This is a genomic window from Dactylosporangium sp. NPDC049525 (assembly GCF_040676755.1).
Taxonomy (GTDB): Bacteria; Actinomycetota; Actinomycetes; order Mycobacteriales; family Micromonosporaceae; genus Dactylosporangium.
Window position 1 is genome coordinate 13256 of record NZ_JBFAPO010000026.1, and the last position, 23366, is coordinate 36621.

At 72.3% G+C, this 23366-nt stretch carries 22 protein-coding genes, 1 tRNA gene and 2 pseudogenes; 13 read left to right on the top strand and 12 right to left on the bottom strand.

Going from position 1 to position 23366, the window contains the following annotated elements; all coding sequences use genetic code 11:
- Positions 1-75: 75 nt before the first annotated feature.
- The 3 genes from sigJ to AB0K00_RS31350 all read right to left on the bottom strand — a co-directional run bounded on the left by sigJ (position 76) and on the right by AB0K00_RS31350 (position 4175).
- The gene (gene sigJ / locus AB0K00_RS31340) at positions 76-1020 is read right to left on the bottom strand and encodes an RNA polymerase sigma factor SigJ (RefSeq protein WP_363527540.1); all 945 of its coding nucleotides are present in this window, start codon (positions 1018-1020) and stop codon (positions 76-78) included.
- A gap of 58 nt (positions 1021-1078) precedes the next feature.
- Positions 1079-3271, bottom strand: a complete 2193-nt coding sequence (locus AB0K00_RS31345) for an alkaline phosphatase family protein (protein ID WP_363527543.1) — start codon at positions 3269-3271, stop codon at positions 1079-1081.
- A 157-nt stretch (positions 3272-3428) separates the two neighbouring features.
- Positions 3429-4175 (bottom strand): GntR family transcriptional regulator, encoded by a 747-nt coding sequence (locus AB0K00_RS31350; RefSeq protein ID WP_363527546.1) that lies wholly within the window; start codon positions 4173-4175, stop codon positions 3429-3431.
- A 166-nt stretch (positions 4176-4341) separates the two neighbouring features.
- Between AB0K00_RS31350 and phnD the strand changes: the two genes are divergently transcribed.
- The 7 genes from phnD (at position 4342) to fxsT (ending at position 13234) form a co-directional block, all read left to right on the top strand.
- On the top strand, positions 4342-5271 hold the full coding sequence (gene phnD / locus AB0K00_RS31355) for a phosphate/phosphite/phosphonate ABC transporter substrate-binding protein (RefSeq protein WP_363527550.1): 930 nt from the start codon (positions 4342-4344) through the stop codon (positions 5269-5271).
- Between the two features lie 11 nt (positions 5272-5282).
- The gene (gene phnC, locus AB0K00_RS31360; RefSeq protein ID WP_363527553.1) at positions 5283-6062 is read left to right on the top strand and encodes a phosphonate ABC transporter ATP-binding protein; all 780 of its coding nucleotides are present in this window, start codon (positions 5283-5285) and stop codon (positions 6060-6062) included.
- Positions 6059-7798 carry a phosphonate ABC transporter, permease protein PhnE gene (phnE, locus tag AB0K00_RS31365; RefSeq protein ID WP_363527556.1) on the top strand — a complete coding sequence of 580 codons (1740 nt, stop codon included), beginning with the start codon at positions 6059-6061 and terminating at the stop codon, positions 7796-7798. The genes phnC and phnE overlap by 4 nt, the downstream gene beginning before the upstream one ends.
- Complete coding sequence (locus AB0K00_RS31370) at positions 7795-8943, top strand: TIGR03364 family FAD-dependent oxidoreductase (RefSeq protein ID WP_363527559.1); 1149 nt, start codon at positions 7795-7797, stop codon at positions 8941-8943. Before phnE ends, AB0K00_RS31370 begins: the two co-directional genes overlap by 4 nt.
- A 2-nt stretch (positions 8944-8945) precedes the next feature.
- Positions 8946-9614 (top strand): HAD-IA family hydrolase, encoded by a 669-nt coding sequence (locus AB0K00_RS31375; RefSeq protein ID WP_363527562.1) that lies wholly within the window; start codon positions 8946-8948, stop codon positions 9612-9614.
- 1 nt (position 9615) lies between these two features.
- Complete coding sequence (locus tag AB0K00_RS31380) at positions 9616-10653, top strand: zinc-binding dehydrogenase (protein WP_363527565.1); 1038 nt, start codon at positions 9616-9618, stop codon at positions 10651-10653.
- An 85-nt stretch (positions 10654-10738) separates the two neighbouring features.
- Positions 10739-13234: an FxSxx-COOH system tetratricopeptide repeat protein gene (gene fxsT, locus AB0K00_RS31385; RefSeq protein ID WP_363527568.1), complete on the top strand. Its 2496-nt coding sequence runs from the start codon at positions 10739-10741 to the stop codon at positions 13232-13234.
- A 232-nt stretch (positions 13235-13466) separates the two neighbouring features.
- Here fxsT and AB0K00_RS31390 read toward each other — a convergent pair.
- From AB0K00_RS31390 to AB0K00_RS31415, 6 genes are all read right to left on the bottom strand, one after another.
- Positions 13467-13540 (bottom strand) — tRNA-Ala (locus tag AB0K00_RS31390).
- Positions 13541-13605: 65 nt separating this feature from the next.
- Positions 13606-14286, bottom strand: a complete 681-nt coding sequence (locus tag AB0K00_RS31395) for a hypothetical protein (RefSeq protein ID WP_363527571.1) — start codon at positions 14284-14286, stop codon at positions 13606-13608.
- Between the two features lie 155 nt (positions 14287-14441).
- Positions 14442-15056: a GNAT family protein gene (locus AB0K00_RS31400; protein WP_363527574.1), complete on the bottom strand. Its 615-nt coding sequence runs from the start codon at positions 15054-15056 to the stop codon at positions 14442-14444.
- Complete coding sequence (glp, locus tag AB0K00_RS31405; RefSeq protein ID WP_363527577.1) at positions 15053-16348, bottom strand: gephyrin-like molybdotransferase Glp; 1296 nt, start codon at positions 16346-16348, stop codon at positions 15053-15055. Before glp ends, AB0K00_RS31400 begins: the two co-directional genes overlap by 4 nt.
- Positions 16345-17280 (bottom strand): UTP--glucose-1-phosphate uridylyltransferase, encoded by a 936-nt coding sequence (locus AB0K00_RS31410; RefSeq protein ID WP_363527580.1) that lies wholly within the window; start codon positions 17278-17280, stop codon positions 16345-16347. Before AB0K00_RS31410 ends, glp begins: the two co-directional genes overlap by 4 nt.
- A 9-nt stretch (positions 17281-17289) precedes the next feature.
- Positions 17290-19365 (bottom strand): diguanylate cyclase, encoded by a 2076-nt coding sequence (locus tag AB0K00_RS31415; protein ID WP_363527583.1) that lies wholly within the window; start codon positions 19363-19365, stop codon positions 17290-17292.
- Positions 19366-19436: 71 nt separating this feature from the next.
- Between AB0K00_RS31415 and AB0K00_RS31420 the strand changes: the two genes are divergently transcribed.
- Entirely contained in the window at positions 19437-20072 is a 636-nt protein-coding gene (locus AB0K00_RS31420; protein ID WP_363527861.1) for a 5-formyltetrahydrofolate cyclo-ligase, read from the top strand.
- A 3-nt stretch (positions 20073-20075) separates the two neighbouring features.
- Positions 20076-20216 (top strand): annotated as a pseudogene (locus tag AB0K00_RS31425) (FmdB family zinc ribbon protein); the annotation flags it as partial.
- A 14-nt stretch (positions 20217-20230) separates the two neighbouring features.
- Here AB0K00_RS31425 and AB0K00_RS31430 read toward each other — a convergent pair.
- Complete coding sequence (locus tag AB0K00_RS31430) at positions 20231-20422, bottom strand: hypothetical protein (RefSeq protein WP_363527873.1); 192 nt, start codon at positions 20420-20422, stop codon at positions 20231-20233.
- A 79-nt stretch (positions 20423-20501) separates the two neighbouring features.
- On the bottom strand, positions 20502-20684 hold the full coding sequence (locus AB0K00_RS31435) for a hypothetical protein (RefSeq protein ID WP_327011986.1): 183 nt from the start codon (positions 20682-20684) through the stop codon (positions 20502-20504).
- Between the two features lie 85 nt (positions 20685-20769).
- Here AB0K00_RS31435 and AB0K00_RS31440 point away from each other — a divergent pair, with 85 nt between their 5' ends.
- Positions 20770-20934: a hypothetical protein gene (locus AB0K00_RS31440; RefSeq protein WP_363527586.1), complete on the top strand. Its 165-nt coding sequence runs from the start codon at positions 20770-20772 to the stop codon at positions 20932-20934.
- Positions 20935-21002: 68 nt separating this feature from the next.
- Positions 21003-21302 carry a translation initiation factor 2 gene (locus AB0K00_RS31445; RefSeq protein WP_363527589.1) on the top strand — a complete coding sequence of 100 codons (300 nt, stop codon included), beginning with the start codon at positions 21003-21005 and terminating at the stop codon, positions 21300-21302.
- Positions 21303-21345: 43 nt separating this feature from the next.
- On the opposite strand, the gene AB0K00_RS31450 is transcribed toward AB0K00_RS31445, so the two are convergent.
- Positions 21346-21819, bottom strand: a complete 474-nt coding sequence (locus tag AB0K00_RS31450) for a DUF2231 domain-containing protein (RefSeq protein WP_363527592.1) — start codon at positions 21817-21819, stop codon at positions 21346-21348.
- A gap of 123 nt (positions 21820-21942) precedes the next feature.
- Here AB0K00_RS31450 and AB0K00_RS31455 point away from each other — a divergent pair.
- Positions 21943-22377, top strand: a pseudogene (locus AB0K00_RS31455) (Fur family transcriptional regulator); the annotation flags it as partial.
- A gap of 116 nt (positions 22378-22493) precedes the next feature.
- Entirely contained in the window at positions 22494-23345 is an 852-nt protein-coding gene (locus AB0K00_RS31460) for an oxygenase MpaB family protein (RefSeq protein ID WP_363527595.1), read from the top strand.
- Positions 23346-23366: the final 21 nt, after the last annotated feature.

Consider the following 23366-nt stretch of genomic DNA (forward strand, 5'->3'; position numbering starts at 1 on the left):
CGGGGTTTTGCCTCCTGAACCGGGCAGCCCGCCGTTCCCTGACAGCTACGCCGTGTGAAGCACCTCACACGGCGGTCAGAACGCGTTGAACAGGGGTTTCCCGTGCTCGGTGACCGCCCAGCGGGCGGTCGCGCGGACCAGCTTGTCGGGGTTGACCTGGTTGCGGAGCGCGACGATCCCCTCGGCGGTGACCTCCAGGCACATGACCCCGATGACCCGCCCGTCCACGACGGCCACGACGGCGGGGTCGCCGTTGGCGGTCGAGGCGTACACCTCGGGCGACCCACCGGCGACGGCGCGTTTGGCCTCGCCGGGCCGGAACAGCCCCCGCAGGAACCTGGCGACCGCGAGCGCACCCTCGAACGCCGTGGCGCGGGCCGGCACCTTCCCGCCACCGTCACCGATCGACGTCGCGTCCCCGGTGAGCAGGCGCACGAGCGGCTCGGTCCGGCCGCTGGTCGCCGCCGCCAGGAACTCCTCGACGACCCGCCGGGCCGCCGCCTCGTCGATCTCCGTCCGGGGCCGCCCTTCCGCGACGTGCTGCCTGGCCCGGTGGAAGATCTGCTGGCTGGCGGCCTCGGTGATGTCGAGGATCCCGGCGATCTCCCGGTGCGGGTAGCCGAACGCCTCCCGCAGTACATACACCGCCCGCTCGTTGGGCGCGAGCCGCTCCATGAGGGTGAGCACCGCGTATGACACCGAGTCGCGCTGCTCCGCGGTGTCTGCCGGGCCGAGCATCGGGTCCCCGGCGAGCAGCGGCTCGGGCAGCCACTGCCCGACGTAGACCTCGCGCCGCGCCCGCGCGGAGGTGAGCTGGTTGAGGCAGAGGTTGGTGAGGACCTTCGTCAGCCACGCCTCGAGCACCTCGATGCGCTCGGCGTCGGCGGCCTGCCAGCGCAGGAACGTCTCCTGCACGGCGTCCTCGGCGTCCCCCGCCGAGCCGAGCAGCCGATAGGCGATGGCCTCCAGCCGGGGCCGGGCGGCCTCGAACCGCTCCACGTCCCCCGAGGTCAACGCCACGCCCGATCCTAACCCGCACCCCGCCGCGCCGACCTGGGCCGGCGCGGCGGGGCCTCGCTCAGCGGACGGTGACGCCGTCGACCATCCAGTACCAGTTGTTGTTCGCGTCGTACATGCGGAACGTGACCCGCATCGCCTGCGCGCCGGCGGGCACGGCGACGGTGAGCGCCTCGTCCTTGGCGATCGCGTCGGACCGGTACGCCTTGACCGTGGTGGCCGGGCCGCCGTCGAAGGACACCATGACGTCGCCCTTCTGGCTGCCTTCCTGGCGGTAGAGCGTGGTGTAGGCGACGCTCACAGAGGTCCGGCCGGCGACCGGGTACGCCCGGGAGACCAGCGACGAGTCGAACGAGGTGCCGCCCGACCTGTCGGCGAACTCGTCGGTGTCGGCGACCGCCACCACGCCGCGGCCCCGCACGCCGAGCTCGCGGGACTGCCCGGCCTCGCACCGGGTCCAGAACTCGTCCGTGGTCAGCGCCCAGCCGCGCCACTCGGTCACCCCGCCGGCGGGCATGCGGCTGTTGTCGACGGTCCAGCCGTTGACGCCGGCGTGGCTGAAGCCGAGGACGCCGGCCGGGACCCCGGTCTCGTCGACCCGGCCCGACAGGCTCGGGTAGGCGGCGTCGAAGTCGTCGCCGCGGGCCGCGAAGAGGGACCGGCCGTCGAGGTTCCACGACGGGTTGACGGTGACCCCCAGGTGGCCGAGCGCGGTCACGGCGACATCGGCGAGGCGGGTGTCGATCGGCCGCTGGCCGGCGGCGATGCCTGGCGCGTTGGCGATGACGAAGGTGCGGCGCTCGGCGATCGAGGTGCCGCCGTGGCCGCCGGCGTCGGTGTGGCCGTGGTCGGTGGCGACCTCGATCAGCCAGCGCTCACCGGCGTACGTGGCCCGGGACCGCACCGCCGACAGCAGCTGCCCGACCTGGGCGTCGGAGCGGGCGAGCGCGGCGAGGTAGGCGGCGCTGGCCGCGCCGGAGGAGTGCCCGGCCTCGTCGATCGCGCCGAGGTAGACGAACGCGGCGTCGGGGTTCTGCTGGCGCAGCACGCGGCCGGCGACATCGGCGATGCGGGCGTCGTTGCCGGTGTACCCCTCGGCGTCGCCGTCGAGCACGACGCGGCCGTCGATGGCCGGCGAGAAGGTGCCCTTGGTGCCGAGCGCGGCCCAGTCGACCGCGGCGAACGTGGACAGCGCCGGGCGGACCTGCTCCATCCGGGTCAGGAAGTCCGGGTACTGGCCGTACCGCTGGCCGGTGAAGGAGTTGTCGGTGACGCCGTGCTTGTCCGGCCAGGCGCCGGTGGCGATCGTCGACCAGCCCGGCCCGGACAGCGTCGAGGCCATCGGTTGGGTGTACAGGAGGCTGGTGCCGTAGAGGCCACCGGTGATGAGGCTCCACAGGTTCGGCGAGTTCGCCGCGGAGATCTTGTCGTTGCGCAGGCCGTCCAGGCCGATCACCAGGGTCTTGTCGGTGCTCACGCCGTTGGGCAGGGTGGGCGCCGGGACCGGGTTGGACACCGGCGGCGGCGGTGCGCTGATCGGGGTGTCGGCGACGGTGACGTCGTCGACGGCCCAGAACCAGTTGTTGGCGGCGTCGTAGAGCCGCCAGGCGAACCGGGCCGTGGTCGCCCCGGCCGGGACCGCGATCGACCGGGTCACGTATGCGTTCTGGGCGTCGGCGCCCGCGTTGGCGTCCGCAGTGGACGGTCCGTAGTGGACGACGGTGACGGCGCTCCCGCCGTTGAAGGAAACGGTGACGTCGGCCTTCTGGTTGCCTTCCTGGCGGTAGTGGCTGGCGAAGCCGAGGTACAGCGTGCTCGTCCCGGCCGGGATGCTGACCGGCTCGCCGGACAGGGTGGAGTCGAACGTGCTGCTCGCCGTCGGGTTGCCGCGGTCGTCCCACTCGTCGGGGTCGGCGACCGCGAAGACCCCGCTGGCGCGGGTGAAGGCGCCCCGGTCCTGGGTGTCGGCCGCGGTCCAGAACGGCATCGTCGTGAACGACCAGCCGCGCCATTCGCGGACGCCGTCGCCCATGGCCGGCTTGACGGCGACCGACCAGCCGGCCGGCGGCGTGTGGGTCCAGCCGAGCGTGCCGGCCGAGATCGGCTCGTCGAGCGCGGGCTGCAGCTGGCCGGCGAGCGACTCGAAACTCTGGGTGGTCATGGTCGCGGCGGTGGCGGGATGGGGGGTCGCGATGAGCATGCCGGCGGCCAGGGCCACCGTCGCGGTTCCGATGAGCGATCGGCGGAGGGACATGGTCGTGGGTGTTCCTCTCTCGGATTCGACAGGTCCGGCGTGGACGTCCATCGTTGTCGATGGATTTCCGCACGGGACGAAATGTCGGGGTCCGAGCTGAACCTCCGGCGCCGGACGGGCGACCAGCCGGCGAATGCGATCGAAAGGTTCGTACCTGTTATCGACCCGTGACCAAACGGGTCTCGAAGCCGATGCGGTCCCCCCGGTACAGCGACCGGACCCGCTCGATCGGGGTGCCCGACGGGTCGCGACTGATCCGCTGCATGAGCAGCATCGGCAGGGCCGGGTTCGTCTGCAGCAGCAGCGCCTCGCGGGGGCTGGCCAGCGCGGTCTCGATCCGCTCGGTCGCCTCCGCCCACACCACGCCGAGCTCGTCCTGCATGCACCGGTACAGCGAGCCGCTCGGATCGAGCACGTCGAGCAGGGTCGGATACCGCTCGGCCGGCAGTTCGGTGATCTCCAGCCCGAGCGGGTCGCCGTCGGCCAGCAGCACCCGCTCCAGCCGGATGACCGGGGCGCCCGGCTCGATCTCCAGCGCCGCGGCCAGCTCGTCGTCGGCTCGCGCCTCCTCGACCGCGACGACCGTCCGCGACGGTTCGTACCCCATCGCCCGCAGCGATTCGGTGTAGCTGGCCAGCGACAGCGGATGGATGAGCTTGGGCCGGGCGACGAAGGTCCCGCGGCCCCGCTGGGCGGCCAGCCGGCCCTCGATGACCAACTCGGAGATGGCCTGGCGCACCGTGGACCGGGCGACCCGGAAACGGGCGGCGAGGTCGCGCTCCGGCGGTAACAGCGCACCGACCCCGAGCTGCCTGATCTCGTCCAGGATCAGGGATTTGACGGTGTAGTACTTCGGCACCCGGCCGTGATCGGGAATCCCGGAGCGATACGAGGAGACCGACACGGCGCCACCCTACGGCATGTTCCTTCCATAACTGTTCGGTAACAGGTACGAACCTTTTCCCGCGAACAACTGGTCGTTCCCGGCCCGTTCACCTGCCTTCCCTACCTTGGCGCCCGCCATCAGGTGCTTGAACGTTCGACTCTTGCGTACGTCGGGAAGGTTGACCATGAAGATCTCCGCTCGAGTGGTGCTCGGCGCGGCCACGGCCGCTGTGCTGCTGGCCGGCACGGCGGCGTGCTCCTCGGACACCGACACCACCGCCGGCGCGGGCTCCACCGCCCCGGCCGGGAAGTTCGCGAAGGACGCCGGCACGCTCGTGTTCGGCGTGGTGCCGGACACGGCCTCCACGCAACAGAACTACCAGCCGTTGCAGGACTACATCGGCAAGATCTCGGGCCTCAAGGTCGAGTACCGGGAGTCGTCGGACTACGCCGCCCTGATCGAGGCCGCAGTCTCGGGCAAGGTCGACATCGCCAGCTTCTCCGGCTTCACGTATGTGACGGCGAAGAAGAACGGCGCCAAGATCACGCCGTTCGCCTCCATCATCACCAAGCAGGGCCAGGAGCCCGGCTACTACTCCGAGGCGATCGCGCCCGCCAACTCCCCGATCAGCAACATCGAGGACTTCAAGGGCAAGAAGGTCTGCTTCGTCAGCCAGACCTCGACCTCCGGGTACCTGTACCCGAGCTACAACCTGCTCAAGGCCGGCATCGACCCGACCAAGGACGTGACTCCCGTCTTCGCCGGCAAGCACGACGCGTCGGCGCTCAAGGTCTCCAAAGGCACCGAGTGCGAGGCCGGCTTCGCCGAGGACGTCGCCGTCGAGGCCCAGTCCGGTCTCAAGGTCGTCGCGAAGACGTTCGTCGTCGGCGCGCCGATGACCCTCGCCGACGACCTGCCGGCCGACCTCAAGCAGAAGCTGACCACCGGCCTGCAGAACGTCACCATCGACCAGATCAAGGCGGCCGGCGTGGCCAACGCCGACAGCGACAACTTCAAGAAGACCTTCTACGCGCTCGCGCCGGTCGACGACGCGAAGTACGACATCATCCGCGATCTGTGCAAGCAGACCAAGGCCGCGGCCTGCGGCAGCTGAGGTAGCCGACCATGACTGTCAGCGACACGCCCGCCGTCGAGGCACAGGGGCTCAGTAAGACCTTCGGACAGGTCACCGCGCTGCGGGAAGTGTCGCTGACGGTCGGCCGCGGCGAGATCGTCGTGCTGCTCGGGCTCTCCGGCTCGGGCAAGACGACGCTCCTGCGCCACCTCAACGCACTGGAGACGACGACCACCGGCCGGCTGCACGTCCTCGGCGAGGACATCGCCGGCCTGCGGGGCCGCGACCTGCGCCGGTTACGCAGCCGCATCGGCATGGTCTTCCAGCAGTTCCACCTGGTCGGCCGGCTCACCGTGCTGGAGAACGTCCTCACCGGCTCCCTCGCCGGCCTGCGCGGCCCGCGCCTGGGCATCGCGTCCTACCCGCGGGAGCACCGCCGGCGGGCACTGACCCAGCTCGACCGGGTCGGCCTGCTCGACAAGAGCTACCAGCGGGCCGACACCCTCTCCGGCGGCCAGCAGCAGCGGGTCGCCATCGCCCGGGCGCTGATGCAGGAGCCGGAGATCTTGCTCGCCGACGAGCCGGTCGCCTCGCTCGACCCCGAGTCCAGCGACCAGGTGATGGCCCTGCTGCGCGACATCGCCGCCGAACGCCAGCTGACGGTCATCTGCAGCCTGCACCAGGTTGAGGTCGCGCTGGCCTGGGGGCAGCGCATCGTCGGCATGCGCAGCGGCGGCATCGTGCTCGACACGCCCGCGGCCGAGCTGACCCGCGAGGCGGCGATGCGCATCTACGGCCGGATGACCGCGACCCTCGCGGAGGCCAAGTGAGCGCCCCCGGCGCCACCGAGGCGCCGCCGCTGCCCGAGCTGGACCAGCTGGTCAAACGCCCGAAACCACCGGCGTCCACCCTGACCGCGGCCGGGCTGCTGCTGGCGTTGCTCGCGTTCGCGGTCTGGTCACTGGCCGAGGTCGGCTTCACCGCCGAGACCTTCACCGAGAGCGCCGGCAAGGTCGGGCCGTTCCTGGACCGCATGCTGCCGCTGCAGTTCCCCCCGGCGGCCGACCTGCTGCGCTCGATCGGCATCACCCTCGGCGTGGTGCTGTGCGGCACCGTGCTGTCCGCCGTGCTGTCCGTGCCGGTCGCCTACATCTCGGCCCGCAACACCAGCCCGGCGCCGTGGCTGGTCCCCGTCGGCCGGGCGATCGGCGTGGTCGCCCGGGCGGTGCCGGACGTCGTGCTCGCCATGCTCTTCGTGCTGCTGTTCACCCTCGGCTCGCTGCCCGGCATCCTGGCGATCGCCCTGCACTCCATCGGCATGATCTCCAAACTGTTCGCCGACGCGATCGAGCAGATCGACGAGGGACCACGCCAGGCGGTCCGGGCCACCGGCGCCGCCCGCGGCCAGGAGTTCCTCGCCGGCATCCTCCCGCAGGTGCTGCCGTCCTGGATCGCCACCACCCTGCACCGCAGCGACATCAACCTGCGCGGCTCGGTTTTGCTGGGGTACGCCGGCATCATCGGCCTCGGCTACGACCTGCGGCTGGCCCTCGAATCGCTGAACTACCACCTGGCCATGGCCCTCGCGCTGGTCATCTTCGGGTTGTGCGTCCTGTTCGAGATCGCCTCGACGGTGATCCGGGCGCAGCTGCTCGGGGTCGCACCGTCCGGGCGCGGCATCGGCGCCCGCGTCGCCCGCCGCCTGCCGTCCTCCACCAGCGTGCGTGATGCGGACGGCGCGCTTGTTGCGGACGGCGCGCGTGCTCCGGACGGCGTGGCCGCTGCCATGCGGCGGCCGTGGACCCGGGACCGCGTCAGGTCCACCACGGCCATCGCCGCCACGGTCGCGGTCGCCGTCGCGGCGGTCATCGGGTCGCAGGCCCACTGGCTCGACCTGTTCAGTTTCTGGACGGAGATCCCGTATCTGCTCGAACGGACCTGGCCTCCGTCGATCGAGCCACGCACCTGGACGAACGTGTTCGACGCCCTGCTGGTCACGCTCGAGATCGCGGCCGCCGCGACCCTGCTGAGCACGGTCGTGTCCCTGCTCATCGGGCCGCTCGCCGCCCGCAACGCGGCCCCGAACCGGCCGGTGCGGCTGGCCGCCCGCCTGCTGCTGCTCGTGGTCCGCTCGATCCCGGAGCTCATCCTGGCCATCGTCCTGATCATCATCACCGGGCTCGGCCCGCAGGCCGGCACCATCGCGCTCGCGTTCGTCGGCGTCGGGCTGCTCGGCAAGCTCATCGCCGACTCCCTGGAGGAGGCGCCCCTCGGCCCGCAGCTCGCCGTGCAGTCCGTCGGCGGCACCCGGACCCAGGTGTTCTTCGCCGCCGGCGCCCGGCTGAGCGTGCCGGCCCTCGTCGGGCACACGCTGTACCTCTTCGACTCGAACATCCGCTCGGCGACCGTGCTCGGGATCGTCGCGGCCGGCGGCATCGGCTACTACCTGATCGACGCCACCCGGGTCTCCCGCTACGACCAGGTCACCGCGTTCGTCATCGTGCTCGTCCTCGCCACCCTCGTCGTGGAGGGCCTCTCCCTCGTCATCCGCCGGGCGCTGCGATGACCGCCACCGGATACGACCTTGCCGTCGTGGGCGCCGGGATCGTCGGGCTCGGCCACGCCGCCGCCGCACGGGAACGCGGGCTGCGCGTGGTCGTCATCGACCGGGCGACGCAGATCACCGGGGCCAGCGTGCGCAACTTCGGGCACATCTGCGTCACCGCCCAGAGCGGCGAGGCCCGCCAGTACGCCGAACGGGCCCGCGAACTGTGGCTGCGCTACGCCGGGCGGGCCGGTTTCTGGGTCAGGGAATCCGGCACGGTCGTCGTGGCACGCGCCGCCGACGAACTGGCCGTCATCCAGGAGTGGAGCCGCGCCGAGTCGGGTGTGGCCCTGATCGGCGCCGGCGACGTGACCGGAAAGGCGCCGGTGGTCGGCGCCGTCGGCGGCGCCTGGCTGCCCCGCGACCTGCAGGTCGACCCGCGGCAGGCCGCCCCGGCCCTGGCCCGGCACCTCGCCGACACCGGCGTCGAGTTCCGCTGGCGGACCTCGGCCCTCGGCGTCGCCGGCGGCGTGCTGCACACGACCCGCGACCCGATCCACGCCGACGCGGTCGTCGTCGCTGTCGGGCACGACGTCGACCAGCTCTACCCGCACGTCGCCGAGGCCGCCGGGGTGCTGCGATGCGGGCTGGACATGCTCCTGGTCGAGCCCGCCGCCCTGCCGGCGCCGCTGCGCGCCCCCGTCCTGACCGGGTGGTCCCTGCTGCGGTACTCCGGCAGCCGCGACGTCCCGGCCGCCGCGGCGCTGCGGGAGCGGCTCGCCACCGAACACCCCGACCTGTACGCGCTGGACCTCAACCAGATGTACACCCAGCGCCCCGACGGCACCGTCATCGTCGGCGACACCCATTACCGCAGCACCAGCGTCGCGCCGTTCCAGGCGGAGTCCTCGTTCGACGCGCTGGCCGACGTCACCCGCGAACTGTTCGGGCTGACGCGGCTGCCGGTCCGCGAACGTTGGCAGGGCGTCTACGCCTCGGCGCCGGAGGAGTTCCTCATCGCCGCACCGGCCGACGGGCTGCGGGTCGTGTCGGTCACCACCGGCATCGGCATGACGACCGGTCTCGGTCTCGGCGAGGCCGTCGTCGCCGACCTGTTCGGAGCACGGTCCACCGGCCGTGCCGTCCCTACTGTCCCAGGAGCCTGACCATGCCATTCGAAACCGTTGTGCTGGACCTCGCCGGAACGACCGTCCTGGACGACGGCCTGGTCGAGGAGGCCTTCACCCGCGCCTACGACCGGGTGCTGCCCGGCGACCCGGGCCGCGCCGCCGCCACCGAGCACGTGCGGGCCACCATGGGCCAGTCCAAGATCGAGGTGTTCCGCGCCATCGTCGACGAGGCGACCGCGCAGCAGCTCAACCTGACCTTCGAGCAGGCGTACGCCGAACTCGTCGCCGAAGGCCGGTGCGCGCCCATCCCCGGCGCCGAGAAGGCGATCCGTGAACTGCGCGACCGCGGCCTCGCCGTCGTCTTCACCACCGGCTTCGGCCGCGCCACCGCCGACGCCGTCGTGGACGCCCTCGGCTGGCGGGACCTCGCCGACGCCGTGCTCACCCCCGCCGACGCCGGCCGCGGCCGGCCCGCACCCGACCTGGCACTGACCGCGCTGCTGCGCACCCGCGCCAGCTCCGTCGCCGCGCTCGTCGTCGTCGGCGACACCGAGTCCGACGCCGCCTGCGGCACCGCGGCCGGCGCGGGCCTGGTCGTCGGCGTTCTCACCGGCACCCGGACCGACGCGGCGCTGCGTGCCGCCGGCGCGCACGAGGTGCTCGGCAGCGTCGCGGAGCTGCCCGCGCTGATCGACGCCCGGAGCTGACGTGGGCGGGGACGTCCGGTACGCCCGCTGGGACGGTGTCGGCAGGCCGTTCCAGCTCGTCACTGATCCTGACTCGGCACATGGCGAGCTCGGCGACGGCGCGGTCCTGGTCGCGGTCGAGCTCGCCACCGTCTGCGGCAGCGACCTGCACACCGTCGCCGGGCACCGCCCGGCCCCGACGCCGACGATCCTCGGCCACGAGCAGGTCGGCCGGGTCGTCGCCACCGGCGCCGGGACGTCGGTGCGCCCCGGCGACCGGGTGGTCTGGTCCGTCACCGTGTCCTGCGGCCAGTGCGCCCGCTGCACCCGCGGGCTGGAGCAGAAATGCCTGCGACTGCGCAAGTTCGGCCACGAACCGATCACCGCAGCCTGGACCCTGAGCGGCGGCTTCGCCACCCACGCGGTGCTGCCGCCGGGCACCACGATCGTGCCGGTCCCCGACGACCTGCCCGACGCCGTGGCCGCGCCGGCCTCCTGCGCGACCGCGACGGTCGCCGCGGTCCTGGACGCCGTGCCGCCCGTCGCGGGCCGGCGGGTCCTCATCACCGGCGCCGGCCTGCTCGGCGTCACCGCCGCCGCATTTGCCGCGTCCGCGGGCGCCGAGGTCACCGTCTGCGACCCGGACCCGGCCCGCCGCCTTCTCGCCGGCCGCTTCGGCGCCGCGCACACGGTCACCCCGGACGCCCTGCCGACCGGCGTCGACGTCGCCTTCGAACTGTCCGGCTCGGCCGCGGCGGTCGCCGGCTGCCTGGCCGCCCTGGATGTCGGCGGGCACGCGGTGCTGGCCGGCTCGGTCTCACCCGGGCCGAGCGTCCCGCTCGACCCGGAACGCCTCGTGCGGCACCTGCTGACCGTGACCGGCGTGCACAACTACCGCCCCCACCACCTGACCCGCGCCGTCGAGTTCCTCGCCGGCCACCATCACCGGTTCCCGTTCGCCGACCTGGTCGGCGACCAGCACGCCTTGGCCGACATCGAGCAGGCCTTCAAGGCGGCCCACGCTCCCGTCCTGCGCCAGGCCCTCAACCCACAGCACTGACCCGCGCCGGTCGAGCCTGAAACTGTCACACCTGCCGCAGGTGACGCCTTCCTGGGTGGGGTGGTTGGTGGTTGGCTGTGGGGTTGTGGCTGTTGACGGTTCGGGGCGGGATTTCTTCATCTCGTATGCGGGGGTGAACCGGTCGTGGGCTGAGTGGATCGCGGTGGAGTTGGAGCGGGCCGGTTATTCCACGGTGGTGCAGTCGTTCGACTTCCGGCCGGGTGCGGATTTTGTGCATGAGATGCAGCGGGCGGTGAGTTCGGCGGTGCGGACGATCGCGGTGTTGTCGCCGGCGTATTTCGGTTCGCGGTTCGGTGAGGCGGAGTGGCGGGTCGCGTTCGCGAAGGATCCGTCGGGTGCGTTGGGTCTGTTGCTGCCGGTGCGGGTGCAGCCGTGCGAGCCGCCGGGGTTGCTGTCAACGCGGGTGTATGTGGATCTGGTCGGTGCGGATGAGACCAGTGCCCGGCGGATGCTGCTCGCGGCGGTCGACCAGGGCCGAGCCCGGCCGGTCGCGGTGCCGTGGCCGGGTGGCGGGGTGGGGCGGTTTCCGGGTTCGGGGCCGCAGGTGTCGAATCTCCCGGCGCGCAACGGCAACTTCTGCGGCCGGGATGCCGTGTTGGAGCGGTTGTATGGGGTGTTTCGGGCGGGGTCGGTGACGGCGGTGTTGCCGGTCGGGGCGGTGCACGGGTTGGGCCGGGTCGGTAAGACGCAGCTGGCGGTGGAGTTCGCGCATCGGTACGGCAGTGACTTCGACGTGGTGTGGTGGATCCCTGCGGAGCAGCCGAGCGCGGTGGTTGCGGAGTTGGCGAGGTTGGCGCGCCGGTTGGGTGTGCCGGAGGCGACGGATCAGACCGACCTCGCCGCAGGTGTGCTGGAGTTGCTGCGGGGCCGGGATCGGTGGTTGTTGGTGTATGACAACGCGGAGTCGCCGGCTGACCTGGAGGGATTGCTGCCGTCGGGTGGGGGCGGTCAGGTGCTGGTGACGTCGCGGTGGGCGGCATGGTCGGCCCTTGCATCGCCGCTGCCGCTGGATGTGCTGGCCCGTCAGGAGTCCGTCGAGTTCCTGCGCAGGCGCGCTGGTTCGGCTGTTGCGGAGGTTGGCTGGTCGGAGTTGGCGGCGTTGGTGGGGGATCTGCCGCTGGCGTTGGAGGAGGCTGCGGCGTATCTGGAGGAGACCGGGGAGAGCCTGCCGGACTATCTGGAACTGCTGCGGAGCCGGGCGCGGGAGTTGTTCGGGCTCGACCGCCCGGGAGATGGCGGTGGTGGGGCGGACGAGCGTGATCGTCGCCGGGTGGCCACGGTGTGGTCGGTGTCGCTGGACCGGGTCAGTGTCGAAGCCCCGGCCGCGGGGGCGCTGCTGAACCTGCTGGCGTTCCTCGCCCCGGAGGTACCCCGGACGCTGCCGGCTGAGCAGCCGCAGGCCCTGCCCGACCCACTCGGGACGGCGGTCGGTGACCGGCTGACGTACAACCGGCTGGTGGCTGCCATAGGTCGCTACTCCCTCGCCACAGTGAGCGGCGGTGAGCTGCGATTGCACCGGTTGGTACAGGCAGTGATCCACGCCCGGCTCGGCCCCGCCGGCGAACGCACCTGGGCCGCGACCGCGGTAGAGGTCATCCGTGCCGCGTTCCCCGCCGACAGTTGGGAGGTGGCGAGATGGCCCGAGTGTGAACGACTGTTACCGCACCTGCTCGCCGTCACCGCCCACGCCCAGCGCCTCGGCGTAGCTGGAGAAGACGCGGGTTGGCTGTTGGACCGCGCCTCGACCTACCTGCGGGAACGCGGGCAGTACCGGCAGGCCAGACCCCTCGCCGAACAAGCCGTCACCGTCACCGAGACCGCGCTCGGCGCAGACCATGCCGACGTCGCCTGGCGACGCGACGAGCTCGGGAGCGTTCTGCAGGCTCTAGGAGACCTGGCCGGCGCCCGCGACCAGTTCGAGCTGGCGCTGCGCATCGGCGAGGCGGCCCTCGCCCCCGACGACCACGACGTCGGCATCTGGCGCGGCAACCTCGGCAGCGTGCTGCAGGCCCTAGGGGATCTGACCGGCGCCCGCAACCAGTACGAGCAGGCGCTCCGCATCACCGAGGCAGCCCACGGCCCCGACCACCCCCACGTCGGCACCTGGCACAGCAGCCTCGGCAGCGTGCTGCAGGCTCTAGGAGATCTGACCGGCGCCCGCGACCAGCTTGAACAGGCGCTCCGCATCGGCGAGGCGGCCCTAGCCCCCGACCACCCCGACGTCGGCATCTGGCGCGGCAACCTCGGCAGCGTGCTGCAGGACCTGGGCGATCTCGCCGGCGCCCGCGACCAGCTCGAACAGGCGCTCCACATCACCGAGGCCGCCCACGGCCCCGACCACCCCCACGTCGGCATCCGGCGCAGCCGCCTCGGCAGCGTGCTGCAGGACCTGGGCGATCTGACCGGCGCCCGCGACCAGCTCGAACAGGCGCTGCACATCAGCGAGGCGACCCTCGGCCCCGACCACCCCCAGGTACGCACCATCCGCATCAACCTGGATCGCCTGACCCCGCCTCAGGACCAACCATCGACACAACCACCCCCAGAGGACGACCCATGAGCCTGCCCGCGACACAGTCCTCATGGACATCTAGCTCCAGCCCAGCAACGCAGTACACCACCCAAAACGCAACCAAAGCACCGATTGCGACCAGTGGGGCCCGGGCACGGTTTTGAGGGGGCGTGGGTGGAGCGAAGCTCCCCCACTGGGGAGCACGGCGAAGCCGTGCGCGGGAAACCAACTCCACGCCAACGCGAAGCGGCGCAGCCCGCTGAGCAGACTGCGCCAAACGTGGAGTTGAGGGGACTCGAACCCCTGACCCCCTCGATGCGAACGAGGTGCGCTACCAGACTGCGCCACAACCCCAGCTGGCCCGCCGGAGTGGGCCGGGGCCAAGAGTAGCAAACGGTGGAGAGGGGGCGCGAATCAGATCACTGCCCTGACGCCCGCGTGTCGTAGGGGCGGCCGCGGACGGCGCCGAGGGCGCCGAGGCGGGCGGCTTCGCGGCGCGCTCGGTCGCGTTCGGCGAGCTGGGCGGCGACCGCCTCGCGGCGCAGCGCGGCGCGGCGGAGTTGTTCGCGGCGGACCTGGGCCTGGCGGCGGGCGATCCAGGCGGCGTAGTGGGCCTCGCGGCGCCGGCGGCGCTGTTCGGTGAGGGCGCGGTTGCGCAGGTGGGCGGTGTAGGCGACGAGGAGGGCGCCGGTGACGGCGAAGCCGACCCAGAAGCCGGTGCTGACGAGGGCGACGCCGCCGAGCTCGACGAGGTTGAGCAGGACCAGGGCGAGCAGGACGCGGCGGCGGCGGTACATGGCGCGGGGCGCGCGCGGCGGGCGGCGGCGCCGGGCGGTCGGTGGGACGACCCGCAGCGGGGCAGGTGCGGGCACGGGGCGGTGCACGACGGTGCGGGGTGGGTTGACGGGCCGGCGGCCGGGGATCGTCCGGCGGCGGCGGTCGCGACGCATCCCGGCACGGGTGAGCACCCGTGCGGTTGACAACGCCCGCTCCGCCACCAGCCGCTCTGTGGCGTCGTACCGGCGCACCAACGCGGGCGCCAAGGCTAGGAGCCCAGCAGCGGCAAGGACGGCGAGGAGCACCGAGGTCGGCACCCTCACGCCTCCTGTTCACACCTCGTGCACCGGTCCCCCCGGGTGCGCGAGTCATCCAAGTCTGTGGAAGTTACAACGTGGTAACTCCGTCTCAGAACAGTACGGGTTGCGCAGGGTCACACCACGTCAACACGCAGGAGGAAGCGTGACAGCTGGCAAAACTAGGAGGCGAGGACCTTGTGCCATCTGGCGAGGAGGCCGCCTTCGGCGGAGACGTCCTCGGTGGTCATCGCGTAGCCGAGGTGGTCGCGCCAGTCGCCGTCGATGTGCAGGTACCGGTGGTGGTAGGCCTCCTGGCGGAAGCCGAGCTTCTCCACGACGCGCCGGCTGGCGAGGTTGTCGGGGCGGATGTTGACCTCGATGCGGTGCAGGCCGCCGACGCTGAACGCGTGGTCGACGACGAGCGCGAGCGCGGTCGGGGTGATGCCCTTGCCGGCGTGGCGGGCGTCGACCCAGTATCCGGCGTAACCGGAGCAGAACGCCCGGCGCACGATGTTGCCGAGGGTGAGCTGGCCGACGAGCTGGTCGTCGTAGCAGACCGCGAACGGCATCGCGCTGCCCTGCCGGGCGGCGCGGCGAAGGTCGGCGTGCACGGCGCGGAACGCGGCCGGCGAGTTCAGGTCGTGCCAGGTCCCGTAGGGCGTGGGCTCCCACTTGGACAGCCACTGCTCGTTCGAGCGGCGGACCTCGGCCCAGGCGCGCGCGTCGGCGCGCCGGTAGGGCCGCAGGGTGACCGGGCCGTCGACCAGCACCGCCGGCCATCCGGGCTGACTCATCGCCGTCTATCCAACATGATGACGTCCACTGTAGAGCCCGCGGCTGCGCTGATCACCTTCTCGCCGAGGACCATGAGCCCGTTGGCGTCGGCGAGGCCCGACAGGGTGTACGGGCCACCGGCGAGCGGCATCACGGTGTAACCGCCGCCGCGACGTTCGGTGATGTACGCGGGGCGGAACTCCCGCATGCCCGAGGGTGAGCTGACGGTCTCCAGCAGGTGCGCGCGGACGCTGGGCCGGAAGACGGGGTCGGCGCCGGCGAGGAGCTGGATGACGGGCCGGGCGAGGACCTCGAAGCCGATGAGCGCGGCGCCGGGGTCGCCGGGGAGGCAGACGATGGGCACGCCGTTGGCGCCGCCGGAGCCGCCGATGGTGCCGTAGCCCAGCGACGAGCACGGGTACACGGACAGGTCGGAGAACACGACCGACCGGGACAGGATCCGGCGGACCATGTCGCCGGGGCCGGTGCCGGTCCCGCCGGTGGTGATGATCAGGTCGGCGCGCAGCATCTGGTCGTCGAGCAGGCCGCGCAGCCCTTCGGGGTCGTCGTCGCAGATGCCGACGCGGTACGCGTGGGCGCCGGCCTCCGCGGCGGCTGCGGTGAGCGCGTGGGAGTTGGCGTCGACGACCTGCCCGGGCTGGCTGGCACGGCCGACGTCGACGAGTTCGTCGCCGGTGGCGATGACCACGACGCGGGGGCTCGGGCGCACGACGACGTGCCCGATGCCGCTCGCCGCGAGGACCGAGACCAGCGGCGGGGTCACGTAGGCACCGGCGCGGGCGAGGACGGCACCGGCGGGCAGCTCGTCGCCGGCCCGGCGCACCCCGTGGCCGCGTTTCGTCGGGTGGTACACCTCGACCGCCGCCATGCCCTGATCGGTCATGCCGGGCGGCACGACCACGTCGGCGGAGACGGGCATCAGCGCGCCCGCGGCGACGGAGAAGCAGGTGCCGGGGGTGAGCCGGACGGGTCGCCAGCTGGACGCGACGAGGTCGCCGACGACGCTCAGCCGGACCGGCCGGCCCGGCTGGGCGTCGCTGATGTCGTCGAAGCGGGCGGCGTAGCCGTCGATCGCGGAGTGGTCGAACGCGGGCACCGGGCCCGGTCCGACCACGTCTTCGGCCAGCACGTTGCCGTGCGCGGCGGTGATCTCAAGGTCCAGCGGGGGCAACGGGCGCAGGCCCCGGAGCACGCCGGCGAGATAGTCGGCGAGTGGGACGCGCGCGTTCGACCCGACGCCCGCATCGCGTGCGGCGTCGTGGTGGGAGCCCGTCGCTGGAACCGCTGTCACCCGAGCAGTTCCTTCTCCACGAACTGGGTCAGCCACTGGCTGAACGCCGGGCCGAGGTCGTCGCGCTTGCACGCGAGCTGGACCACGGCCTGCAGGTATCCCAGGGGCATGCCCGTGTCGTAGCGGGTGCCGCGGTAGACGATGCCGTGCACCGGGGTGCCCTCGGCGAGCAGCAGGGCCATCGCGTCGGTCAGCTGGATCTCGCCGCCGGCGCCGGGGCCGATGCGGCGGATCGCGTCGAACAGGGTGGGTGGCAGCACGTAGCGCCCGATGACGGCGAGGTTGCTCGGCGCCTCCTCGGGCTTGGGCTTCTCGACCAGGCCGGTCACCTTCAGGACCTCGCCCGCCTCGCCGGTGAGGTTGGACGGTTCGACGGAGGCGATGCCGTAGCGGCTGGTCTCCTCCGGCTCGACCTCGATGAACGCGAGGACGATGCCGCCGGTCTGTGCCTGCAGGTCGAGCATTGCGGGCAGCAGCGGCTCGGTCTCCTCGACGAACTCGTCGCCGAGCAGGCACGCGAAGGCTTCGTTGCCCACGTGGGACTCGCCGTAGGAGATGGCGTGGCCGAGGCCGAGTGGCTCGCCCTGCCGGCAGGTGTAGATCTCGGCGAGCTCGCTGGGGCGTTTGACCGCGGCGAGCCGCTCGTGGTCGCCCTTCTCGGCGAGGCGCGCCTCAAGGTCGGGGCGGCGGTCGAAGTGGTCGACCATCGAGGTCTTGCCCCTGCCGGTGACCAGCAGGATGTCTCTGATGCCGGCCGCGGCGGCCTCTTCCACGATGTACTGCAGGACGGGCCGGTCGACGACCGGCAGCAGCTCTTTCGGCACGGCTTTTGTCGCCGGGAGGAAGCGGGTGGCCAGGCCCGCCGCCGGGATCACGGCTTTGACAGCCCGCTGGCGCGGCAGCGCGGGCTGGTGAGGAGTCGTGTCAGGCATGTCGCAAGGCTAGCCGCCGCGGCTCTGTCGTGGCGGTTGTGCCGCCTTTGGCGCGCCGGGCGTCACCTCCGCACTAGCCTTCACGGGCTCGTCCGGAGCCGCGACAGGCGCGATCTTGTACGTGTCGCGCCCGCCGGCCTTGGCCGCGTACAGGGCGTCGTCGGCGGCTTCGAGCACGGCGGCACCGGTCGCGCCGTGGATCGGGAACACCGCGATGCCGATCGAGACCGTGACCGGGATGTGCCGTGGCGCCTGCCCCGGTGTGGACGAGATCACCAGCACCGGGGTACGCCGGACCGCCGCGCCGAGCCGCTCGGCCAGGACCGCGGCGCCGGTCGCGTCGGTCTCCGGCAGCAGGACCACGAACTCCTCGCCGCCCTGCCGGAACGCGAAGTCGACCTCACGGATCTCGGCGCGCAGCCGTCGGGCGAACTCGGCCAGTACCGCATCCCCCGCCGCGTGGCCGTAGGTGTCGTTGACCTCCTTGAAACGGTCGAGGTCCAGGGCCAGCGCGGCCAGGCTGCGGCCGAACCGGTTGGCCCGCTCGACTTCGCGGCGCAGCGACTCGCGCAGGTACCGGTAGTTGGACAGGCCGGTCAGCGGGTCGGTGAGCGACAGCCGCTGCGCCTCCTCGTGGACCCGGACGTTGTCGACGGCGACCGCGGCCTGCCCGGCGAACGTGCGCAGCGTGATCAGGTCGGGGTCGTCGAACTCGTCGAAGCCGTGCCGGTCGTACAGGGCGAGGACACCCCGCGCGGCGGGCGGCAGGTCCGACTGCGGTTCGAGGCCGGTGGTGGGTCCGACGCCCGGCGCCGCGATCGGCACGGCCACATACGTGATGCAGCGCGGCTCGGTCGGCGACAGGACCGGCCCGTCCCGGTCGATCCGGCCGCGCCGCGGCTCGCCGGACGCGGCGACGGCGCCGAGCAGCCCGTCGCCCAGCTGGAGGCGCAGCTCGGCGACGTCGAAGCCGGCGAGCCCCTCGGCGACCTGGCCGCGCAGCTCGCCGCTGGCGGGGTCGACCATGAGGACCACCCCGGACTGGGCGCCGGTCGCGGCGGTCGCCGTCTGCAGGATCACCTGGAGGATCCGGTCCAGGTCGTGGGTGCCGGCGAGGGTGTCGCCGAGGACGCCCAGCTGGCCGCGGAGCTGGTCCCGGCTGGCGGTCAGGGCCTGGACGTATCCCTGCATCTCTCGGGTCATGCGGTTGAAGGTCTGGCCGAGCCGCCCGACCTCGTCCTGGCTGCGGACGGGCACGCGGGCGCTGAGGTCGCCGTCGGCGACGCGCTCGACGGCCAGGGCGAGCTCGGTCAGCGGGTGGGTGGTGGAGCGGGCCAGCCACCAGGCGACGCTGATCGCGACGACCCCGGCGCAGGCGACGACGGCGACGAGGACCGCGTAGAGCCCCTGCGTGTCGGGCTTCGGCACGGACAGCGCCAGGGCGAGGGGCTGGCCGGGCTCCGGGGCGAGGCGCCGGACCAGGCGGCCGCCGGCGGTCGTGCCGGTCGCTCCGGCGTCGAGGTCGTGCGCGGTGTCGGCGATGCGGGCGGCCTCCTCCGACGCCGGCGGCCCGGATGCGAGCGAGTCGACCCGCACGCCACTGGACTGGGCGATCCAGTCCAGCAGGGTCGCGTCGACGGGCTCGACCGCATACGCCCGGCCGATGCGGCGCGAGCTCGGGTCGAGCACGTCGACGGAGGCGGCGATCGCGGCGTACCCGGTGGCGCCCGGCGTGGTGCAGTCGGCCCACGGCTTCGGCGGCAGCGTGCCGGCGGTCGTGAGGACGGTGCCGTCGGCGCTGGTCACCTCCACCGCGCGGGCGAGCCCACGCACCACGGCCCGCTGGGCGGCGTCGGGCTGGTCGCCGTCGGCGGTGACGAGCGCCGTCGTCTCCGCGGCGAGCCGGAGGCGCTGGCAGGTGACGGCGAGCGCGGCGTGGACGTTCTGCATGCCGGCGTCGAGACGCTCCAGGGCCCGCTGGTCGCTGACGGCGGCGACGGCGATGCCGACGAAGACCGCGCCGAGCAGCACGGGGCCGAGCACGACCGCCAGGAAGGCCGCGGTGAGCCGCGCCCGCAGCGTCACGTCCGTCCTCCCGTAGCTGTGTTTCTGCGATGCTGTCACAGATGAGGAGGAATTGAGCCGTGCCGTCTGCGGTGTCCCCGAAATCCGAGCTGCGATCGCACATCCGGTCCGCCCGGAGGTCCATGACCACTGCCGAGCAGAGTGTTTCGGACAATTCGCTTGTTTCGGCATTTTCCCGGATTGTACGGGCAGCAGGTGCGCGTTCGGTTGCCGCCTACGTGCCGCTGCCGGCCGAGCCGGGCGGTGCCGGACTCGTCGACGCGTTGGCGGCCGCCACGCCGCGGCTGCTCCTGCCGGTGCTGCTGCCGTCGCGCGACCTGGACTGGGCCGTGTACGACGGGACCCTGGCCGCCGGACCCCTCGGCCTGTCCGAGCCGACCGGCCCCCGGCTCGGCGTGGACGCGATCCGCTCGATCGACCTGATGCTGGTCCCGGCGCTCGCCGTCGCGCTGGACGGCACCCGGCTCGGCCAGGGCGGCGGCTCCTACGACCGGGTCCTGGCCCGGGTCACCGCACCCACGATCGCCCCGCTGCACCCGGGCGAACTGCTGCCGTCACTCCCGGCCGAGCCACACGACCAGCGGGTCTGCGGGGTGGCCGTCGGGGCCACCACCGGGTATGAGACCGCCCACCTCCACTGGACGAAAGGATGTGCGATACCGCACTATTGGCACTCGATAGGGTTGAGTGCCAATGATGGAGGCTGAACGGTGCCTACCTACCAGTACGCCTGCACGGCTTGCGGCCACCAGCTCGAGGCGGTGCAGTCGTTCACGGACGACGCGCTGACCGAGTGCCCGCAGTGCCAGGGCCGGCTGCGCAAGCAGTTCTCGGCCGTGGGCGTGGTCTTCAAGGGCTCGGGCTTCTACCGCACCGACTCGCGCTCCACGACGAAGTCCAACGGGTCGTCGACCTCGGCCGCCGCGTCGACCTCGTCCTCGGAATCGAAGTCGTCGGACTCGGGCTCGAAGTCGTCGGACTCCGGTTCGTCGTCGAGCTCGTCCTCGTCGGACTCGAAGCCCGCAGCCGCGGCCGCGTCGTCGGGCGCCTCGACCAAGTCAGCATCCTCGGCCGCCTGAGCGGCACCGATGCACCTCTGCCACCGAGCGTCTGGCCCCAGCCGCGGAGCGGCGGATCTAGTCCCAGTGCGGGGGCCGGTCGGCGAGCAGGCGGTCGTCGTTGCTCGCGCTGCGCTCACCCCAGCCCGCATCGGTGTCGTCGGTCGTGGTGTCCGGCAACACGACCAGCTCGTCGGCGAAGTCCTCGAAGCTCACTTCACGCTGCTCATCGGCGGATGCCCACCCACTCGTCCCTGCCACGCGGCCGAGCGTACTCCGGCGAGTTTGCGGGAAGTTGGCCGAATGACGACAGTCGCCCTTCCGTCGACAGGTCACACTCGGCGGCATGACACAACCCTCCCCTGAGACCCCCCAGCACGGCTCCGACGCTCAGCACGGCTCCGACGCGGAGCAGTTGGCGGCGGACGAGCAGCCCACGATGCGGCTGGCGCCGGCCGACCCGGACGCCACCCGTCCCATGTCGCTCGCCGATCTGCTCAACAGCGACTGACCTTGGTCGGCAGCTGAGGTTCCCACCGGGCGGGCCGTGAAGTTCCGCCCGGTGGGTAGGCTCGTGGCGTGAGTGACGACGCCTTCTGGCGGCGCCCCCCGGAGGGAGCCGCGACGCCACCGCCGTCGCCGAGCTCTCCGGCGCCGGTGCCCTACACCGGCGCTCCCCGCAGCGCACCGCCGCCGCGTGGCTGGCGGCCGCCGACCGTGGAGCGGCCGGCGGCGCCGCGGAAGCTGCCGGTCCAGGACGGCGAGCGGATCGACCGCGAGGAGCAGGCAGCGACGATCCTGACCAAGGGCATGGGCATCTTCGCCGGTGCGGTCATCGTCGTGCTGCTGCTGATCTTCTGCGGCCGGCTGCTGTTCTAGCAGCCCTCCCGGACCATGCCCGCCCGCACCGTGGGCGCGTGGTCTAGAAGCCTTCCCAGACCATGTGGGCGCCGGTGTCGCCGGCCTTGAACACGTAGTAGAAGGCGGCCAGCCCGAGCACCACGGTCAGCCCCGCGAGTGCCCAGTGGGCCACGACCGGCCCGACGGAGTCGGTGGCGAGCGGGCGCACCAGGTACGCCATGACGAGCGCAACGAGGGCGAGCCCCAGCACGACCAGGAACAGGGTGCTGCCGAAGCCCTCGTGCTCTTCGATCTTCGTCTGCAGCTCTGCCGACTGGAAGTTGTCGCTCTCCCCGAACGCCTCGCCCGACTCCTTCGCCGCGAACACGGCGCCCGGTGTGGCCACGGCCAGCACGATCATCGTCCAGCGGACGTGCCTGCGGGCGCCGGGCCAGACCGCGTACAGGATGCCCGCGACGGCGAGCAGCGGCACGAGCACAACGGCTGCGTGGATGAAGAGCGGGTGAGCCGGTAGACCGAGCACACGTTCGAACACGGGGCCTCCTCTTCGTCATGCGATCCTCCCCCACCGGAGGTGTACACAACCTGAGGACCAGCAGTTCAATCAAGAGTCCAGAAACATTTGAACGGTTCCAGGCTGCGTGGTGTTATTGAGAGCGTGTCGGGTGAGGATCTGTTGCGCGCCCGGGGTCTGCGTGTGACGCGACCCCGGCTGGCTGTGCTGGAGGTCCTCGAGGCGTCCCGGGGGCAGGCTCAGGGTCATCTTGACGTCGATCAGATCGCCGCGCAGGTCCGTGCGCGTCTCGACACCGTCTCCACGCAGGCGGTGTATGACGTGCTCAGCGCCTTGTCGCGGGCCGGGCTGGCCAGGCGGATCGAGCCGGCCGGCAGTCCCGCGCGGTATGAGTCGCGGGTCGGCGACAACCACCATCACATCGTGTGCCGTGGCTGCGGCGACATCGCCGACGTCGACTGCGCCGTCGGTGAGGCGCCGTGCCTGACCCCGTCCCAGGCGCACGGGTTCATCCTCGACGAGGCCGAGGTCACGTTCTGGGGCCTGTGCCCCGCCTGCCAGCAGCGCCGCGCCGACGACATGGCAACGCCCAGCGACACGACGACGCCAGCTGACCCGACCGCGAACAGCGGCACGACCGCAAGCAGTCACGCCGCCACTACAGGACACGAGACGCCGGTCGGAGACGTGGCGCGGTGAGCGACGTCGGGCTGTTCGGCCCGGACTCGATCACCTGGCGGGTGCATCGCGAGCCGATCGTCACCGTCGGCGGGCTACGCAGCCTCTACCTGCAGGCCCTGCTCCCCCGCGCGGTCGCCGGCGTCGAGCAGAACAGCCGGTACCGCAAGGACCCCTGGGGACGTTTCCAGCACACCGCGACCTACGTGGCGACGGTCATCTACGGCACGACTGAGCAGGCCGAACGCGCCGGCCAGCGGGTCCGGGCGATCCACGCCAGGATGACGGCGACCGACCCGCGCACCGGTGAGCGCTTCCGCGTCGACGAACCCGACCTGCTGCGGTGGGTGCACGTCACCGAGGTCGAGTCGTTCATGGAGGCCGCGCTGCGGGGCGGCTTGCGGCTGACCGGGGCCGAGATCGACGGCTACTACGCGGAGCAGACCCGGGCGGCGGCGCTCGTCGGCCTGGACCCCGCGACGGTGCCCGACTCGGCGGCCGCGGTCGCCGCCTACTACGAGCGCATGCGCCCGGAACTGGAGCTGACCGTCGACTCCGCGGCGACGGGCCTGTTCCTGACGCTGCCGCCGCTGCCGTACGGGCTGGGCCTGACCCCCGTCCGAGGTGCCGCGCTCGGGGTGTCCGCCCTGGCGATCGGCCTGCTGCCGGCCTGGGCGCGCCGGCTCTACGGGCTGCCCGGCCTGCCCGCCACCGACCTGATCGCCTCGGCAAACGCCCTGGTCCTCGGCCGGATGCTGAGCGCGATCCCGATCGAGTGGATCTCCCCGCTGCGCCGCAACGCACTGCGCCGCATCGCCGAGTCCGAAGCCGCAGCCGCAGCCGCAGCCGGCACCACTACCACCACCTGACAGCCGAGTCCGAAAACCCGG

What these genes read in the sequence shown, in the direction of transcription:
- AB0K00_RS31345 (WP_363527543.1), bottom strand. Translation starts at nt 3,271, where the DNA reads ATGTCCCTCCGCCGATCGCTCATCGGAACCGCGACGGTGGCCCTGGCC.
- phnD (WP_363527550.1), top strand. Translation starts at nt 4,342, where the DNA reads ATGAAGATCTCCGCTCGAGTGGTGCTCGGCGCGGCCACGGCCGCTGTG.
- phnC (WP_363527553.1), top strand. Translation starts at nt 5,283, where the DNA reads ATGACTGTCAGCGACACGCCCGCCGTCGAGGCACAGGGGCTCAGTAAG.
- AB0K00_RS31370 (WP_363527559.1), top strand. Translation starts at nt 7,795, where the DNA reads ATGACCGCCACCGGATACGACCTTGCCGTCGTGGGCGCCGGGATCGTC.
- AB0K00_RS31375 (WP_363527562.1), top strand. Translation starts at nt 8,946, where the DNA reads ATGCCATTCGAAACCGTTGTGCTGGACCTCGCCGGAACGACCGTCCTG.
- AB0K00_RS31400 (WP_363527574.1), bottom strand. Translation starts at nt 15,056, where the DNA reads ATGAGTCAGCCCGGATGGCCGGCGGTGCTGGTCGACGGCCCGGTCACC.
- AB0K00_RS31410 (WP_363527580.1), bottom strand. Translation starts at nt 17,280, where the DNA reads ATGCCTGACACGACTCCTCACCAGCCCGCGCTGCCGCGCCAGCGGGCT.
- AB0K00_RS31440 (WP_363527586.1), top strand. Translation starts at nt 20,770, where the DNA reads ATGACACAACCCTCCCCTGAGACCCCCCAGCACGGCTCCGACGCTCAG.